This window comes from Amycolatopsis sp. CFH S0740 (genome assembly GCF_004522315.1).
In the GTDB taxonomy this organism is placed as follows: domain Bacteria; phylum Actinomycetota; class Actinomycetes; order Mycobacteriales; family Pseudonocardiaceae; genus Amycolatopsis; species Amycolatopsis nivea.
This window is the reverse complement of record NZ_SDLS01000013.1, coordinates 205,511-219,668: the sequence shown is the minus strand read 5'-3', so window position 1 is coordinate 219,668 and position 14,158 is coordinate 205,511. Positions and strand designations below refer to the sequence as shown.

At 69.8% G+C, this 14,158-nt stretch carries 14 protein-coding genes; 5 read left to right on the top strand and 9 right to left on the bottom strand.

Annotation, left to right across the window (positions count from 1 at the left end):
• Positions 1 to 67 precede the first annotated feature (67 nt).
• Entirely contained in the window at positions 68 to 301 is a 234-nt protein-coding gene (locus tag EIZ45_RS23090; RefSeq protein ID WP_134736070.1) for a hypothetical protein, read from the top strand.
• Between the two features lie 15 nt (positions 302 to 316).
• On the opposite strand, the gene EIZ45_RS23085 is transcribed toward EIZ45_RS23090, so the two are convergent.
• The 4 genes from EIZ45_RS23085 to EIZ45_RS23070 all read right to left on the bottom strand — a co-directional run bounded on the left by EIZ45_RS23085 (position 317) and on the right by EIZ45_RS23070 (position 4,263).
• A complete protein-coding gene (locus EIZ45_RS23085; protein ID WP_134663165.1) occupies positions 317 to 1,372 on the bottom strand; it encodes an AAA family ATPase in 1,056 nt (351 codons plus the stop codon).
• 43 nt (positions 1,373 to 1,415) lie between these two features.
• Positions 1,416 to 2,453, bottom strand: a complete 1,038-nt coding sequence (locus tag EIZ45_RS23080) for an aliphatic amidase (RefSeq protein ID WP_037814141.1) — start codon at positions 2,451 to 2,453, stop codon at positions 1,416 to 1,418.
• Positions 2,454 to 2,477: 24 nt separating this feature from the next.
• Complete coding sequence (locus tag EIZ45_RS23075; protein WP_134663164.1) at positions 2,478 to 3,104, bottom strand: AmiS/UreI family transporter; 627 nt, start codon at positions 3,102 to 3,104, stop codon at positions 2,478 to 2,480.
• An 88-nt stretch (positions 3,105 to 3,192) separates the two neighbouring features.
• Positions 3,193 to 4,263 carry a substrate-binding domain-containing protein gene (locus tag EIZ45_RS23070; protein ID WP_134663163.1) on the bottom strand — a complete coding sequence of 357 codons (1,071 nt, stop codon included), beginning with the start codon at positions 4,261 to 4,263 and terminating at the stop codon, positions 3,193 to 3,195.
• A gap of 95 nt (positions 4,264 to 4,358) precedes the next feature.
• Here EIZ45_RS23070 and EIZ45_RS23065 point away from each other — a divergent pair, with 95 nt between their 5' ends.
• Positions 4,359 to 4,766, top strand: coding sequence for a MarR family winged helix-turn-helix transcriptional regulator (locus EIZ45_RS23065; RefSeq protein WP_043829419.1), 408 nt, complete (start codon positions 4,359 to 4,361; stop codon positions 4,764 to 4,766).
• Here the strand turns inward: EIZ45_RS23065 and EIZ45_RS23060 are convergent.
• Positions 4,763 to 5,509 carry an IclR family transcriptional regulator gene (locus EIZ45_RS23060; protein ID WP_037814136.1) on the bottom strand — a complete coding sequence of 249 codons (747 nt, stop codon included), beginning with the start codon at positions 5,507 to 5,509 and terminating at the stop codon, positions 4,763 to 4,765. The two genes, EIZ45_RS23065 and EIZ45_RS23060, sit on opposite strands and share 4 nt — an antisense overlap.
• 106 nt (positions 5,510 to 5,615) lie before the next feature.
• Between EIZ45_RS23060 and EIZ45_RS23055 the strand changes: the two genes are divergently transcribed.
• The gene (locus EIZ45_RS23055; protein WP_134663192.1) at positions 5,616 to 6,737 is read left to right on the top strand and encodes a CaiB/BaiF CoA-transferase family protein; all 1,122 of its coding nucleotides are present in this window, start codon (positions 5,616 to 5,618) and stop codon (positions 6,735 to 6,737) included.
• Positions 6,734 to 7,924: an acyl-CoA dehydrogenase family protein gene (locus EIZ45_RS23050; protein ID WP_037814134.1), complete on the top strand. Its 1,191-nt coding sequence runs from the start codon at positions 6,734 to 6,736 to the stop codon at positions 7,922 to 7,924. Before EIZ45_RS23055 ends, EIZ45_RS23050 begins: the two co-directional genes overlap by 4 nt.
• On the opposite strand, the gene EIZ45_RS23045 is transcribed toward EIZ45_RS23050, so the two are convergent.
• From EIZ45_RS23045 to EIZ45_RS23030, 4 genes are all read right to left on the bottom strand, one after another.
• Entirely contained in the window at positions 7,891 to 9,081 is a 1,191-nt protein-coding gene (locus EIZ45_RS23045) for an MFS transporter (protein ID WP_134663162.1), read from the bottom strand. The genes EIZ45_RS23050 and EIZ45_RS23045 overlap by 34 nt on opposite strands.
• Positions 9,078 to 9,554, bottom strand: coding sequence for a carboxymuconolactone decarboxylase family protein (locus EIZ45_RS23040; RefSeq protein WP_134663161.1), 477 nt, complete (start codon positions 9,552 to 9,554; stop codon positions 9,078 to 9,080). The genes EIZ45_RS23045 and EIZ45_RS23040 overlap by 4 nt, the downstream gene beginning before the upstream one ends.
• A 48-nt stretch (positions 9,555 to 9,602) precedes the next feature.
• On the bottom strand, positions 9,603 to 10,988 hold the full coding sequence (locus EIZ45_RS23035) for a PLP-dependent aminotransferase family protein (RefSeq protein ID WP_134663160.1): 1,386 nt from the start codon (positions 10,986 to 10,988) through the stop codon (positions 9,603 to 9,605).
• 157 nt (positions 10,989 to 11,145) lie between these two features.
• Positions 11,146 to 13,281, bottom strand: coding sequence for a phosphocholine-specific phospholipase C (locus EIZ45_RS23030; protein WP_134663159.1), 2,136 nt, complete (start codon positions 13,279 to 13,281; stop codon positions 11,146 to 11,148).
• 337 nt (positions 13,282 to 13,618) lie between these two features.
• Between EIZ45_RS23030 and EIZ45_RS23025 the strand changes: the two genes are divergently transcribed.
• Entirely contained in the window at positions 13,619 to 14,155 is a 537-nt protein-coding gene (locus EIZ45_RS23025; RefSeq protein WP_043829430.1) for a YbaB/EbfC family nucleoid-associated protein, read from the top strand.
• The last annotated feature ends 3 nt before the right edge of the window (positions 14,156 to 14,158 follow it).

The following is a 14,158-nucleotide window of genomic DNA, read 5'->3' as shown; positions in this document are numbered from 1 at the left end:
GTGGTCGTGCGGCGTCGAGGCTCCGGGTCGGTGGCGGTGGCGCGGGTGGGTTCCGGTCGAGGTGGTCGTGCGGTGTCACGGCTCCGGGTCGGTGGTGGTGGCGCGGATGGTGCCGGTCGAGGTGGTCGTGCGGTGTCACGGCTCCGGGTCGGTGGTGGTGGCGCGGATGGTGCCGGTCGAGGTGGTCGTGCGGTGTCACGGCTCCGGGTCGGTGGTGGTGGCGCGGATGGTGCCGGTCGAGGTGGTCGTGCGGTGTCACGGCTCCGGGTCGGTGGTGGTGGCGCGGGTGGGTTCCGGCTGAGGTGGTCGTGCGGTGTCACGGCTCCGGATCGGTGGCGGTCGCGCGGATGGATCCGGCCGAGGCGGTTGCGGTGATCCGCAGCGGGGTGGTGCCGGTCGGGCGTACGCGCATGATTTCGGCGGCTACCGGGGCGGCCAGGTGGGTGCGCAGGGTCCGGCGCAGGCCGCGGGCGCCGTATATCGGGTCGAAGCCTTGATCGGCGAGGAGGTGGACGGCGGAGTCGTCTACTTGGAGGTCGACGCCGCGGCGGCGGAGTCTCGTGCGCAGCAGGTCGGTTTCGAGGCGGGCGACTTGTTCGATGGTGGCGCGGTCCAGTTCGTCGAAGATCACCGTTTCGTCGATGCGGTTCAGGAATTCCGGGTCGAAGAACGATTGAAGAGCTTTGTCGACCACGGTGCGGCGGGTGTGGCCGCGGTTCAGGAGCGTGCGCCAGCGGGAACCGCGGCGGCGGGCGAGTTCTTTGGAGCCCAGGTTTGAGGTGAGGAAGACGAAGCTGTTGCGGAAGGAGATTTTCTCCTGGCCGTTCGCGAGACGCAGGATTCCGTTGTCCAGTACGCCCAGGAGGGCGCGCAGAACAGTAGGGTGGGCTTTCTCCACCTCGTCGAAAAGGACGATTCCTGGGGTGTACGGGTCACCTTCCACAGTGGACCGGTCGAAGACGGTGAAGGCTTCCTTGCTTCCCGCGTACCCGGGCGGAGCACCGTTGAAGGAGGCTGCGTAGTGCTCTTGGGCGAGGGAGTTCATGTCCACTCGGCACAGATCGTCCGGGCCGGAGCGCAGGGTGGCGGCGACCTGGCGGACCAGTTCGGTTTTGCCTACGCCGGTGGGGCCCAGAAGAAGAACTGTCGCGGGTGGACGGTCGGGTTCCGTCGCGCCTGCGCGGGCCAGGGTGATCGCGCGGACGACGGCGTCGATGGCTGGGTCTTGGCCCAGGACGCGACTGCGCAGGCGTTGCGCCAGCGCATCAGGAGTGTCCGGAGTGGATGGAGTGGACGGAGCGGGGGCGGCGGCCGGAGCGGCTGGCTGCCGGTTCCGGTTCTGGTCGTGGTACCTGTCGGTGATGAACGGCATGGTGTCCTTTCCCTGAACCGAAAAACCGGCAGCCAGCGGGGGATCAGGCCTGCTTGGTCTTTTCCGCGGGCAGCTGGCCGACCGGGCATTCGGCCACGCCGATCGTGCTGCGCGTGATGGCCTCGACGTTTTCCTGCGCCTTCTGCGCGTCGGTGACCCACGTGCGGTAGAACTCGAACGGGCAGTCCGCGACGCCCTTGTCGCCGTCGCCGGCCGCGTGCACGCCTGAGTAACCGCGGTGCAGCAGTTTGAACAGGTGGTTCTGCGACTGGTCGTACTCGCGGGCGTCCCGGATCGCCGAAAGCGACAGCTGGGCGAACTGGATTCCGTATTCTTCCTCGCCGGTTTCGCCGAGCGTCCGGCCGTCGAAACCGATGATCGAGGAGTGGCCGAAATACGAGTACACGCCGTCGAATCCGGCCGCGTTGGCGACCGCTACGTAGCAGTTGTTGGCCCACGCCATGGCTTTCGCCATCAGCACCTGCTGGTCCTTCGCCGGGTACATGTAGCCCTGGCAGCGGACGATCAGCTCGGCGCCCTTCATCGCGCAATCCCGCCAGATTTCCGGGTAATTGCCGTCGTCGCAGATGATCAGCGAGATCTTGAGCCCCTTCGGGCCGTCCGTGACGTACGTCTGGTCGCCCGGGTACCAGCCCTCGATCGGGCACCACGGCAGGATTTTCCGGTACTTCTGCACGATCTCGCCGTGGTTGTCGATCAGCACCAAGGTGTTGTACGGCGGTTTGTTCGGGTGGTCCTCGTGCTGTTCGCCGGTGATCGAGAAAACGCCCCAGGTGTCGGCTTCGCGGCAGGCGGCGGAGAAGATCGCGGTCTCCTCGCCGGGGACGGTCGCCGCGGTGTCGTACATTTCCTGCTCGTCGTACATGATCCCCTGCGTCGAGTATTCGGGGAACACGACGAGGTCCATTCCGGGCAGGCCGCTCTTCATGCCGACCACCATGTCGGCGATCTTGCGCGCGTTGTCGAGCACCTCGGCCTTCGAATGCAGCCGCGGCATCTTGTAGTTCACGACCGCGATGCCGACCGTGTCCGGGCTCGAGGAAATGTCACCGTGTCGCATGGGATTTCTCCTTCTGGGGGAGGGTCAGGCCGCGGCCGCGGCGCGGTCGGGGACGGAGCGGGACTGGCCGCGGAACCCGAGCACCGCGGCGAGGGCGACGAGCAGGATCGCGATCGCCGCCGCGATGAGAGCGGCGGTCGCGGTGGAGCGGTAGCCGCCGGTGAGCGCGAGGAACGCGGGCAGCGTGCAGGTCGGCTGGCTCAGCAGGACGGTCGTCCAGCCGGTGAACCGGGTCAGCTCCTCGCGGCCGAGCCCGAGCACGAGGAAGAACAGGCCCCACAGCAGGGCCCAGGACAGCCAGATGACGCCGAACACCGGATCGTCCTGCCGCCAGAACGCCAGGCCGGCGTACACGATCGCGGCGCCCGCGACGAACAGCGAGAACCAGCCGATGCCCTCGGGTTCGAGACCGGCGAGGTTCGCGATCCCGACGTACAGGTAGGTGAAGCCGAACAGGAACAGCCCGGACGCGCCGAGGATCGCTTCGGAATCCCCGTGCGCCTGGATGATCAGCACCGTCGGCGTCACGCACTGCAGCCCGCCCACGAACAGGTTCAGCGCGGCGGCCGACCGCGCGGGCACGCGCCCGAGCAGCATCAGCCCGTTGACCAGCAGTACCGCCCCGACGTAGAGCAGGCCGACGTTGTTCATCGCACGCTCCTCAGTTGGTACCAGATGAAATACTGTCAAGTGAAAATAAATGGGCGGACGGCGGCCGTCAAGAGCGGAGCGGGACGGGTCAGAGCCGGGTGATCGGATCGAAGTCGCAGCCTTGCGCGGCGGCGAGGTGCACGTGCTGAGCGGCTTGCTGGCCGTGGAATTCGACGGTGCCGCGCGGTCCGTCGTAGGCGACGCCGTCGATCGCGGCGTTGAAGGCGCGCATGTCCGGAGTGCCTGCCCGGCGGGCGAGTTCGGCGAGCGTATGCAAGCCCTCGTAACAGGATTCGGCCGCGTTGTTGAGCGGCGGCGCGGCCGGGCCGTGCAGGCGGACGTAGCGGCCGAGCAGGTCCATCGCGTCCGCGGTGACGAGGGAGCGGAAGTACGCGGCGGACGCGAAGAGGTTTCGGGTCGCTTCGGCTCCGCTGGCCAGCAGCATGTTTTCTTCCATCAGCGGACTGAACCGGAGCATCTGCTCGTGGAGGCCGCGCGCGGCGAACCGGCGGTTGAACCGGACCGCGTCCTGCCCGACGAACAGCATCAGAACGCCGTCGCACGCCGAGGTTTCGACGCGCCGGACGAGCCGGGCCATGTCGCCCGAGCCGAGTCCGACGAACGCTTCGCCGACGATCTGGAGATCGAGTTCCCTTGCGTAGCGCCGGATCGCGTCCGCGGAACCGCGCGGCCACACGTAATCGTCGCCCGCCACGAACCAGGTGCGCGCGCCGCAGTTGTCGCGCAGCCACCGCAGCGCGGGCTGGATCTGCACGCGCGGGATTTCGCCGGAACAGTAGATGCCGGAACGACTTTCGCCGCCTTCGTAGAGCGACGTGTACACGTACGGAACGCGGTCGGCGAGGACCGGCGCGAGGGCGTTGCGGACCGAGGAAATGTGCCAACCCGTGACCGCGTCGACCTCGCCCGCGTCGACCAGCCGGCGCACGGCCGAGGCGACCTGGGCCGGGGGAGCGCCGCCGTCGACGACTTCCAGTGCGACCTCGCGACCGAGGATCCCGCCCGCGTCGTTGAGTTCCCGGACCGCGAGTTCGCTGATCGCCTCGCACGAAGGCCCGAAAAGGCCCGCCGGTCCCTGCAGCGGGACGACCAGCGCGACGCGCAACGCGCTCGCGCGGCTGGCGACTCCGAGTCCCATGCCGGCTCCGGGCTTCTTTGCCGGTTGACTTGCTTCCATTTGAAAGTCTTACAATGCGGAGGCATTTGCGCAAGGGCGGAACGAGGGCGGGCGAGATGAGGCAGGCACAGGCGGCCGAGGCGTCGCTGATCCGCGCGCTCACCCGCACCGCACGCGCGGTCACCCTGCGGATCGAGCCGCTGCTCAAGCAGGAGGGGCTGTCGCTCGACGGCTGGCTGGTGCTGGACGCGCTCGCCGCCGGCGACGGGCTCACGATGACCGAACTCGCCGGGCACACGCTGGTCACCGGGCCGACGCTGACGCGGGTGGTCGACCGGCTGGTCACCACCGCGGCCGCGTACCGCGAGGTCGACGCGGAGGACCGGCGGCGGGTCCGGGTGTATCTCGCGCCGCGCGGACGCAGTGCGCATCAGCGGGCGACGGCCCGGCTGGCCGAGGTCGAACGCGAACTGGATCCGGACGGCGGCGTGCTGACGGCGATCGTGAGCGTTGAAACCGGTTAGAACCGGCTTTGCCACTCACGACGGTGCTGGGTAAGGACTTTGATCAGCTCGTCCTTGCGCTCGGCCACTTCGGCGTGGCTGCCCATGATCCCGACCGCGGCGACGGTCCGGCCGTCCTCCACCACGGCGACGGACACGCCGTCCGCCTCGGTCGATGCGCTCGGCGCGGCGACCAGGCCTTCGGTGCGGATCCGGGTCAGGTCCTGCACGAAGCGTTCGACCAGTTCGGCATCCGCGGGCGGCAGTGCGCCGATCTGCGGCCACAGGTCCCGGTTTTCCATGGCCGCCAGCAAGATCCAGCCGGTGGACGTGCGGATCGGCGAGCGGCGCACGAAACCTTCGGCGAGATACGCGTACCGCGGGTCGTGCGAGGCGTAGTCGACGTAATAAAGGTCGCTGCCCACCATGATCGCCAGCACCGCGGTCATCCCGGTTTCCTCGTGCAGCGCTTCGAGGTCCTCGTGCGACACCGTGGTGACGGTGGGGCGGCCGACCAGTCGGACGAGCAGGAACGGGGCCGGGCCGAGGGAGTAGCGGCGGTCGTGCTCGTCGAGGTAGCCGGTGGCGACGAGGCCGTTGACCAGGCCCTGGATCGAGCTCATCGGCGCGTCGAGCTCGCGCGCGAACTCGGTGAGCGTGACCCCGTTCCGGGAGCGCGCGGCCCGCTCCAGGATGGTCGACACCCGGTCGATCATCCGGTGGTGCGGCCTCGGGCGGCCGTCCGGCGTGGGGTGCGTCGGCATCGGTGCTTTCTCTCCTCGGGTGATCGGGAACTCTACCCGGACCTGCGGGTTGCGTAAATACGTATTTCGATGCCAGTATGCGTAGCGAGGAGGTGCGCTCGTGAGCATGCCACTGGACGGTGTCGTCGTCGCGGATTTCAGCCGGGTGCTGGCCGGTCCGCTGGCGTGCGTGAACCTGGCCGACCTCGGGGCGACGGTGATCAAGGTCGAACGACCCGGCTCCGGGGACGACACGCGCGGCTGGGGACCGCCGTGGACCGCGCACTCCAGCTCGTACTTCGAATGCGCCAACCGGTCCAAGCAGTCCGTCGTGCTCGACCTCGGCGATCCGGACGACCTGGTGCTGGCGCGCGAACTCGCCCAGCGCGCCGACGTGCTCGTGGAGAACTTCCGGTCCGGCGCGCTGCAAAGGCGCGGGCTCGACTACGAATCCGTCCGCGTGGGTAATCCCGGCATCGTGTACTGCTCGGTTTCCGGCTTCGGCGGCGACGCGGACCTGCCCGGCTACGACTTCCTCGTGCAGGCCATGGGCGGTCTGATGAGCGTCACCGGCACCGACGAACCGGCGAAGGTCGGCGTCGCGCTGGTCGACGTGCTCGCCGCGAAGGACGCCACCATCGGCATTCTCGCCGCGTTGCGGGCCCGAGAGCAGTCCGGGCGGGGGCAGCGGGTCGAGGTGAATCTGCTGTCCAGTCTGCTCGGTTCGATGGCCAACCAGGCTTCCTCGTATCTCACGACCGGACGCGCGCCGCAGCGGATGGGCAACGCGCATCCGTCGATCGCGCCGTACGAAACGTTGCGCTGCAAGGACGACGTACTCGCGTTGGCTTGTGGCAACGACGGGCAGTTCCGCCGCCTCGCCGAGGTGCTGGGCGCTCCGGAGCTGGCCGACGACGAGCGGTTCGCGACGAACGCCGAACGCGTGCGCCACCGTCCGGAGCTGCGCGCCGCGCTCGAACGGCAGCTCGGCACCGACACGGTGGCGGCGTGGGCCGCGCGGCTGACCGAGGTCGGCGTGCCCGCCGGTGCGGTCGGCGATCTCGCGGACGGGTTCAAGCTCGCGGAATCGCTCGGCCTCGCGCCCACCGTGCCGGTCGGCGACTCGCCGCCCCAGGTCCGTCACCCGATCGGCTATTCGGAGACGCCGGTCGCCCGCTACACCGCCCCGCCCCGGCTGGGGCAGCACAGCGACGAGATTCGCCGCTGGCTCGCAGAGGAGAAGAAATGAGCGCCACGAAGTCCCTGCCGCCGCTGGATCCGCGCGACCCCGCCGGGCTCGGCGACCTGTTCACCGAAGACGAGAAGGCGATCGCGGACGCGGTCCGCCGGGTCTGCGCCGACCGGATCGACCCGTACGTCGGCGACTGGTTCGAGCGCGGCGAACTGCCAGACGTCCGCGGTCTCGCCAAGGACCTCGGCTCGCTCGGGGTGCTGGGCATGCACCTGGAGGGCTACGGCTGCGCCGGGATGTCGGCGACCGAGTACGGCCTGGCCTGCCTGGAGCTGGAGGCGTCCGACTCGGGCATCCGCTCGCTGGTGTCGGTGCAGGGTTCGCTCGCGATGTTCGCGATCTGGAAGTGGGGTTCGGAGGAGCAGAAGCAGCAGTGGCTGCCGTCGATGGCGGCGGGCGAGGCGATCGGCTGCTTCGGGCTGACCGAACCGGACGCCGGCTCGGACCCGGCGAGCATGCGCACCCGCGCGCGGCGCGACGGCGACGACTGGATCCTCGACGGCCGGAAGATGTGGATTACCAACGGAAGCGTCGCCGACGTCGCCGTGGTGTGGGCGCAGACCGACAAGGGCGTGCGCGGCTTCGTGGTGCCCACGGACACTCCGGGCTTCTCGGCGCCGGAGATCAAGCACAAGCTGTCGCTGCGCGCTTCGATCACCAGCGAGCTTGTCCTCGACGGCGTGCGGCTGCCCGCGGATGCGGTGCTGCCGGAGGTCACCGGGCTGAAGGGGCCGTTGAGCTGCCTCAACGAAGCCCGCTTCGGCATCGTCTGGGGCTCGGTGGGCGCGGCGCGTTCCTGCTTGCAGGCGGCGATGTCCTACGCCGAGGAGCGCACGCAGTTCGGGAAGCCGATCTCCGCGTTCCAGCTGACGCAGCAGAAACTTGTCGACATGACGCTCGAGTACACGAAGGCGTTGCTGCTCGCGATCCACTTGGGACGGCGCAAGGACGCCGGGGTGCTGCGGCCGGAACAGGTGAGCCTCGGCAAGCTGAACAACGTCCGCGAGGCGATCGAGATCTGCCGCACCGCGCGCACGATCCTCGGCGCGAACGGGATTTCGCTGGAGTACCCGGTGATCCGGCACATGAACAACCTCGAATCGGTGCTCACCTACGAGGGCACCGTCGAGATGCACACGCTGGTGGTGGGTCAGGCGATCACCGGGCAGTCGGCTTTCCGCTGAGGGCTCCGCCGCGGCACGGCCATGGCCGCCAGTCCGGCGGCCGCGGCCAGCATCCCGAGCCCGGCGAGCGTCCAGCCGAGGAAGCCGAACGTCAGCACGAGCGGGACCAGTACGATCGGTCCGGTGATGCGCGCGAGCGCGGTGCTGGTGGCGAACAGCGCTTGGTACTGGCCCTGATGTCCTTCGGGGGCAAGGCTGAACGCGAGATGCCAGGCACCGGCGGAGGCGGTCGTTTCGGCGAGGGTGAGCAGGAGCGCGCCGACCAGGGCCAGGACTACCGGGTGTGCTGAAGCGCTGAGCGAGCCGAAGACGGAGCAGGCGGCGATCAGGAAGATCCCAGCCACGGCAAGGGATCGGCGTGCGGTGCGGGCGTCGCGGACCTGGCGGCTGATCGGCAGTTGGAGCAGGACGACGAGGACGGTGTTGGCCAGCAGCACCACCGCTGACGTCCATTGTGGAGCGGAACTGCGCGTGACTATCCACAGTGGAAGCGTCACGCTGAGGATCGGCATGGTCAGCTGCGTGATCGCGGCCAGCAGCGTCAGAGTGACGTAACGGCGGTCGCGCAAGGCTGGCCAGCCGGTCTGGCGTTCGGTGGGTGCGTCCGGTCCGGCGTGCAGGTACAGCGCGGTGGCGAAGACGAACAATCCGGCGTCGACGAGGAAAACGGTGACCGCGTTGGTGCCGGCGGCCAGGACGAGCGCGCCGACGCCGGAGCCCGCGCCGATGCCGATGTTGACGGCGGTGTGCAGCAGGGCGCGGGCCCGGACGCGGCCTTCGGGAGCCACCACCGTCGCGACGACGGCTTGGCGGCCCGCCGCGAGCGCGCTCTGCCCGCAGGCGAAGAGCGCGCACGCGGCGATGTACAGCGGAACAGTGTGCGCGACGGCGAACAGCAGCAGGCCCGCGACCGAGGCGACGGTCGCCGCGGCGAGTGCGCGGCGGGCACCGATCCGGTCCAGCAGCGTTCCGAACGGAACGGTGGTGGTCAGGCTCGTCGCCGCGCCGAGCGACAGCCCGAGCGCCACGATTCCGGCCGGCAGGCCGACCCTGGTGGTGAAGTGGACGGCGGACACGGCCAGTACCGCGCCGTCGCCCGCCGAGGTCAGGGCTTGGGCGGTGGCGAGCCGCCGGATCGCCGTGCGCGTGCTGGTCATGCCGGGCTGACCGACCAGCACCGGGTCGAGACGCCGACCGTGTTCCACATGTTGATGGCGGTGATGAGCGCGATCAGCGCGGCCGCGCCTTCCTCGCCGAATGCCGCGACGGCCTCGGAAACGGTCGACTCGGGCACGTGCGTTTCGGAGAGGCGCGTGACGTCCTCGGTGAGCGCGAACGCGGCCCGCTCGGCAGCGGTGAACAGGCCGGATTCCGCCCAGACCGCGAGAGCGTCGACCCGCTGAGCGGTGACGCCTTCCTTGCGCGCGGCCTGCGAGTGCATGTCGACGCAGTAGGCGCAGCCATTGATCTGGGACGCGCGGAGGCGGACCAACTCGCGCAGGCCCGGGTCGATCTCGGCGTGGTCGAGCTGCTGGGTCGCGGCGTCGTCCAAAGTGCTCATCGCACGGGAGAAAATCGGGGCCAGCGCGTCGAAATCGAGGCGCTGGGGGATCGGGATCGTCGTTGTCATGGACCTAGATTAGGTCTCGAATGGACCGGGTTCCCGGCCAATCTGAAGCTAAGAACTCAGACCATTTGCCAGCGCGTCGGCGGCCAAGGCGAGGGCGCGCGTGGCGCGGGCGGACGACACCGCGCCGTAGCCGATGACGACTCCGGCGCGGTCCGGGTTGCCGCCGGGGGCGCGGTAGTCGGCGAGTCCTTCGAGAGCGACGCCGAACTGGCGGGCGGCGGCGAGCGCGCGTTCTTCGGCGGCGGCGTCCGGGAGTTCGACCAGGCATTGCAGACCTGCGGCTAGACCGCCCGGCCGCAGGTCCGGAGTGCGTTCGGCGAGGAGGTGGGCGAACAGTTCGCGACGCGTCCGGAACGTGGCGCGGCGGCGGCGGACGGCGCGGTCGTACTCGTGGGAATCGAGGAAACGGGCGAGGACCTGCTGGTGCAGGCCGCTGGGCGTGACGCCGCTGAGGCTTCGCTGCCGGAGCAACTCGGGGAGGAGGCCGGGCGGGGTCACGGCCCAGGCTACGCCGACGGCCGGGGCGAGGGCTTTGCTCGACGTGCCCAGGTACACGACCCGATCCGGCGCGAGGGCTTGGAGCGCGCCGATGCTGCGGCGGTCGTAGCGGAATTCGCCGTCGTAGTCGTCTTCCAGGATCAGCGCGTCGCGGGCGTTCGCCCATTCGACGGCGGCTCGGCGGCGTTCCGGGGAAAGCGGGACGCCGGTCGGGAACTGGTGGGCCGGGGTGAGGAAGACCGCGTCGGCCTTCGTGCCGTCGAGGTCCGCGCCTTCCGCGTCCACGGGGATCGGGACGATGTCCAAACCGGACTCGGCGATGATGCGCCGGTGCCGCTCGTGCCCGTACTCCTCGACGGCGATCCGCTTGCCGCCGCGCGCGCGAATGCTGCGGCAGGTCAACGAAAGCAGGTCGCCGAAGCCGCTGCCGATCACGATGTCCCCCGCGGTGACGCCGCGCGTGCGGGCCAGGTATCCGGCGAGGGTGTCGCGGATTTCGGGCACTCCCTCGGGCGGTGCGTAGGCGAACGCGGAGACCGGCATTTCCGACAGCGCCCGCCGGGTTTGCGCGCTCCATTGGCTGCGCGGGAAGTCTCCGGCGTCGGCGAGGCCGCCGCGCAGTTCGTATTCGGGCGGCGATTGTTGTTGTGCGGCAGCCGGTTGCGCCTGCCGCGGGAAACCGGCGATCCACGTTCCGGCTCCGACGCGGCTTTCCAGCCAGCCTTCGGCGGCGAGTCGCGAGTAGACCTCGGAGACGGTGCTGCGGGCGATGCCGAGATCGGTGGCGAGTGCGCGCGAGGCGGGCAGCCGGGTGCCCACCGGGAGACGGCCGTCGACGACCGCGGCGCGCAACGCCGTTTCGAGCGCGTGCGCTGGGCGGGTGGTGGACACGGGCAGGTAGAGGTCGAGCCCGTCGGCCGCCGATGCGCGCTTCATGGTCGGACTTTAGCCGCTTCGTCAGCGGAGAGCCTGCGCGATCCGCCCGCGCCGGGCGTGGCCCGGCTCAAGCGACGAAGCGCTCGGCACGCGGAAACGCCCGGCCAGGACTGCCCGGCCGGGCGTTTCCGTTATGCGCGAACGTGTTCAGCGGTGATCATCGCCGCGGACCGGGGTCGCTGAAGCTCGGCCGGCCGGTCTCGTTGTGCCCGGCGAACCGGCGCAGGTAACCCGGCGCGGCGGGGTCGGTCAGCGAGATGTCGAACCAGCCGAACGCGGACGCGGTTTCGCACGGTACCCGGCGGGTTTCGCCCGGGCCGAGCACGATCGTGCGGGCGGCACCGCGGCTGTAATCGTTGCGCAACTTGAGTTTCCGGCGCTGACGGCCCGGGTTCGTGACGGTCAGGGTCAGCAGCGGGGCACCGTAATTGTTCGTGGACACCGACACCTCGGGTTCGGTGGTGTCCGCGGTAGTGCCGGTGAACTGCGCGAGGTAACCGTTCGCGCCGGTCACGCGCAGGTCGTAGTTGCCGTGCTCGTCGGTGCCCGGCGCGCCTTCCCAGGTGTCGGTGAGGGTGTCGTGCGCGGCGACCGTGTAGCGGCGGGGCGAGTCGCCGTGCGCGTAGACGTAGAAGTGCGCGCCCACGGTGCCGTCGTTGGTGAACCGCACCGAAACCGAGTGCCCGTCGCGCTTTCCGGCGAGCGCGGTGGTGAACCGGTACGGCAGCGCCCGTGCGGGACGGACGCCCGGCTCCTGCTTCGGCATCGCCTGCGGCAGCTTCACCGAGAACGGCTGGTTCTTGCTCGGCAGCGGGGCGGGCGTGGGCGTGACGACCGGTTTGGTCTGCGGGCGGGAGAAGTCGAACGCCGAGGTGAGGTCGCCGCAGACGGACCGGCGCCACGCGCTGATGTTCGGCTCCGCCACGCCGAACCGGGCTTCGAGGAAACGCAGCACCGACGTGTGGTCGAAGGTTTCGGAGCAGACCCAGCCGCCGCGCGACCACGGCGACACGACGAACATCGGCACCCGGGAACCGAGTCCGGCCGGGTGCTTTCCGGCCAGCCGGTGGCCGCTCGGGCCGGTTCCGGTGCTCGGGCGCAGCTTGTCGAAGTCGAGGAACTCGTCGGCGAGGCTGGCCGAGAGCGCCCGCGACACGAGGCCGTCCGTGCCCGGCTGGTTCAGCAGCGGCGGCATCGGCGGGACGACGTGGTCGAACAGGCCGTCGTTCTCGTCGTAGTTGACGAAGAAGACGGTCTTGCTCCACACCTCGGGGTTCGAGACCAGCGCGTCGAGGACGAGGTTCAGGTAGTACGCGCCGTCGCTGGCGGACGCGGCGGCGTGCTCGCTGTACTTGTACGGCGGGACGATCCAGGTGACCTGCGGCAGCTTCCCGGCCTGCACGTCGGCGCGGAACTCCTTGAGCGTGTGCGTCGAAACGCCCTGCTCGACCAGCGGGCCGGACGCGCCCTCCTGCGGGTGGTACTGCGCGAAGAACTCGAGAGAGTTGTCCGTGTAGTTGTCCGTCGGCTCGCCCGGGATGCCGCTGCCGCCCTGGTAAAGCTTCCAGGTGACGCCGGCCTTCTGCAGCCGCTCGGGGTAGGTGGTCCAGGTGTAGCCGTTGGTGTTCGCGCGCTCGTCCAGACCGGGGCCGTTCGGGTTGGTGCCGAGCCGGTTCTGCGTGTCGATGGTGCCCGACCAGAGCATGATCCGGTTCGGCGCGGTGTCGGCGGGAACCGAGCAGTGGTAGGCGTCGCAGATGGTGAACGCCTCGGCCAGCGCGTAGTGGTAGGGCAGTTCGGAACGCTGCTGGTAGCACATGGTGAACACGTCCTGCTTCTCGTTCACCCAGCCGTCATAGCGTCCGCCGTTCCAGAGCGGCTCGCCGCTGCCCCAGCTGTGGTCGGTGCCGGCGATGTGCTCGCTGGTGCGCAGGGCGTCGAGCGGGAACGGCAGCACGTACTCGGCGTCGTCGGGAAGGCCGCGGCCGTTGTAGCGGGAGGTGCGCGTCTTCGCCGGCGGCTGGTAGAACACCGGCCGCCCGTTGGGCAGCAGGTGCGGCCGCGGGTCGCCGTAGCCGCGCACGCCGCGCATGGTGCCGAAGTAGTGGTCGAAGGACCGGTTCTCCTGCATGAGGACGACGACGTGCTCGACGTCCTCGATGGTCCCCGACCGGCGGGCCGGTTCGACCGCGAGCGCCTTCCCGATGGACCCGGGCAGCAGCCCTCCGGCCGCCGCCCCGGCGAGCGAAGCGCCCGCCATGCCGAGAAAGTTCCGGCGACTCGTACCCGCCATGTCGTGTTCCTCCATGTGCTCGCGGCGAGACAGCGGTCGCCCGGATTTACCGGCCGCCGCTCGCCCGGGGGAGATCATGAACGAGCCGAGTGTCCCGGATCTGGCGCGCGGATGAATACTTCCGGTTCGCCGCGATCGCGCCGGATCCCGGCAATCCGGACGCCGCCCGCACGTCATGCCGATGAGACGGACTGCCGGGCATTCCGGGCAAACGGCGAGTTAACCGCTCATAACGGCTCGGCTATTCGAGCTAACTTGCCCTGCGCGAACCATGTGCCTCGAACGCCGGTGGTTTCCTCTGGTGGGTCCGAAAACCGGGGGAACGGGGGATGCGGGGATGAGCGATCCGCTGTCCGGTGACGCCGGCGACGCGGCGGCGCGCGTGGACCGGATGGTGGCCGAGGCGAAGCAGAAAGCCCAGCGGTACCAAGCGATGCAGGCCGCGGTCGGGCAGGTCTCGGTGACCGAGACGGGCAAGGACGGTCTGGTCACGGTGACGGTCGATTCCGCGGGGAACGTGACCGATCTGCGGATCACCGATCAGGTGCGGGAATGCTCCGGGGCGCAGGTGGCCGCCGCGGTGCTGACGACTTTGCGGCGGGCGCAGGCGCGGTTGCCGGACCGGCTCGGCGAGGTCATGGCGGAGACGATCGGCGACGACCGGCAGACGATGGACACGATCGTCGGCAACTACCGGGCCAAGTTTCCCGAGCCGGAGCCGGAGGAACCGGACCCCGGCGAGGACCGCAACGTCCGGAATCTCGGCGGCCTCGAAGAGGAATCCGCGCCGAAGCCGCCCCCGGTGCGCAGGCCTCCCGGCGACTCCGACGACGGCGACGACGGCTTCGGCCAGTCCTTCATGACACGGGGATGATCC

What these genes read in the sequence shown, in the direction of transcription:
- EIZ45_RS23060 (WP_037814136.1), bottom strand. Translation starts at nt 5,509, where the DNA reads ATGCCGACGCACCCCACGCCGGACGGCCGCCCGAGGCCGCACCACCGG.
- EIZ45_RS23055 (WP_134663192.1), top strand. Translation starts at nt 5,616, where the DNA reads ATGCCACTGGACGGTGTCGTCGTCGCGGATTTCAGCCGGGTGCTGGCC.
- EIZ45_RS23070 (WP_134663163.1), bottom strand. Translation starts at nt 4,263, where the DNA reads ATGGGACTCGGAGTCGCCAGCCGCGCGAGCGCGTTGCGCGTCGCGCTG.
- EIZ45_RS23030 (WP_134663159.1), bottom strand. Translation starts at nt 13,281, where the DNA reads ATGGCGGGTACGAGTCGCCGGAACTTTCTCGGCATGGCGGGCGCTTCG.
- EIZ45_RS23065 (WP_043829419.1), top strand. Translation starts at nt 4,359, where the DNA reads ATGAGGCAGGCACAGGCGGCCGAGGCGTCGCTGATCCGCGCGCTCACC.
- EIZ45_RS23085 (WP_134663165.1), bottom strand. Translation starts at nt 1,372, where the DNA reads ATGCCGTTCATCACCGACAGGTACCACGACCAGAACCGGAACCGGCAG.
- EIZ45_RS23040 (WP_134663161.1), bottom strand. Translation starts at nt 9,554, where the DNA reads ATGACAACGACGATCCCGATCCCCCAGCGCCTCGATTTCGACGCGCTG.
- EIZ45_RS23035 (WP_134663160.1), bottom strand. Translation starts at nt 10,988, where the DNA reads ATGAAGCGCGCATCGGCGGCCGACGGGCTCGACCTCTACCTGCCCGTG.
- EIZ45_RS23025 (WP_043829430.1), top strand. Translation starts at nt 13,619, where the DNA reads ATGAGCGATCCGCTGTCCGGTGACGCCGGCGACGCGGCGGCGCGCGTG.
- EIZ45_RS23075 (WP_134663164.1), bottom strand. Translation starts at nt 3,104, where the DNA reads ATGAACAACGTCGGCCTGCTCTACGTCGGGGCGGTACTGCTGGTCAAC.
- EIZ45_RS23045 (WP_134663162.1), bottom strand. Translation starts at nt 9,081, where the DNA reads ATGACCAGCACGCGCACGGCGATCCGGCGGCTCGCCACCGCCCAAGCC.
- EIZ45_RS23080 (WP_037814141.1), bottom strand. Translation starts at nt 2,453, where the DNA reads ATGCGACACGGTGACATTTCCTCGAGCCCGGACACGGTCGGCATCGCG.
- EIZ45_RS23050 (WP_037814134.1), top strand. Translation starts at nt 6,734, where the DNA reads ATGAGCGCCACGAAGTCCCTGCCGCCGCTGGATCCGCGCGACCCCGCC.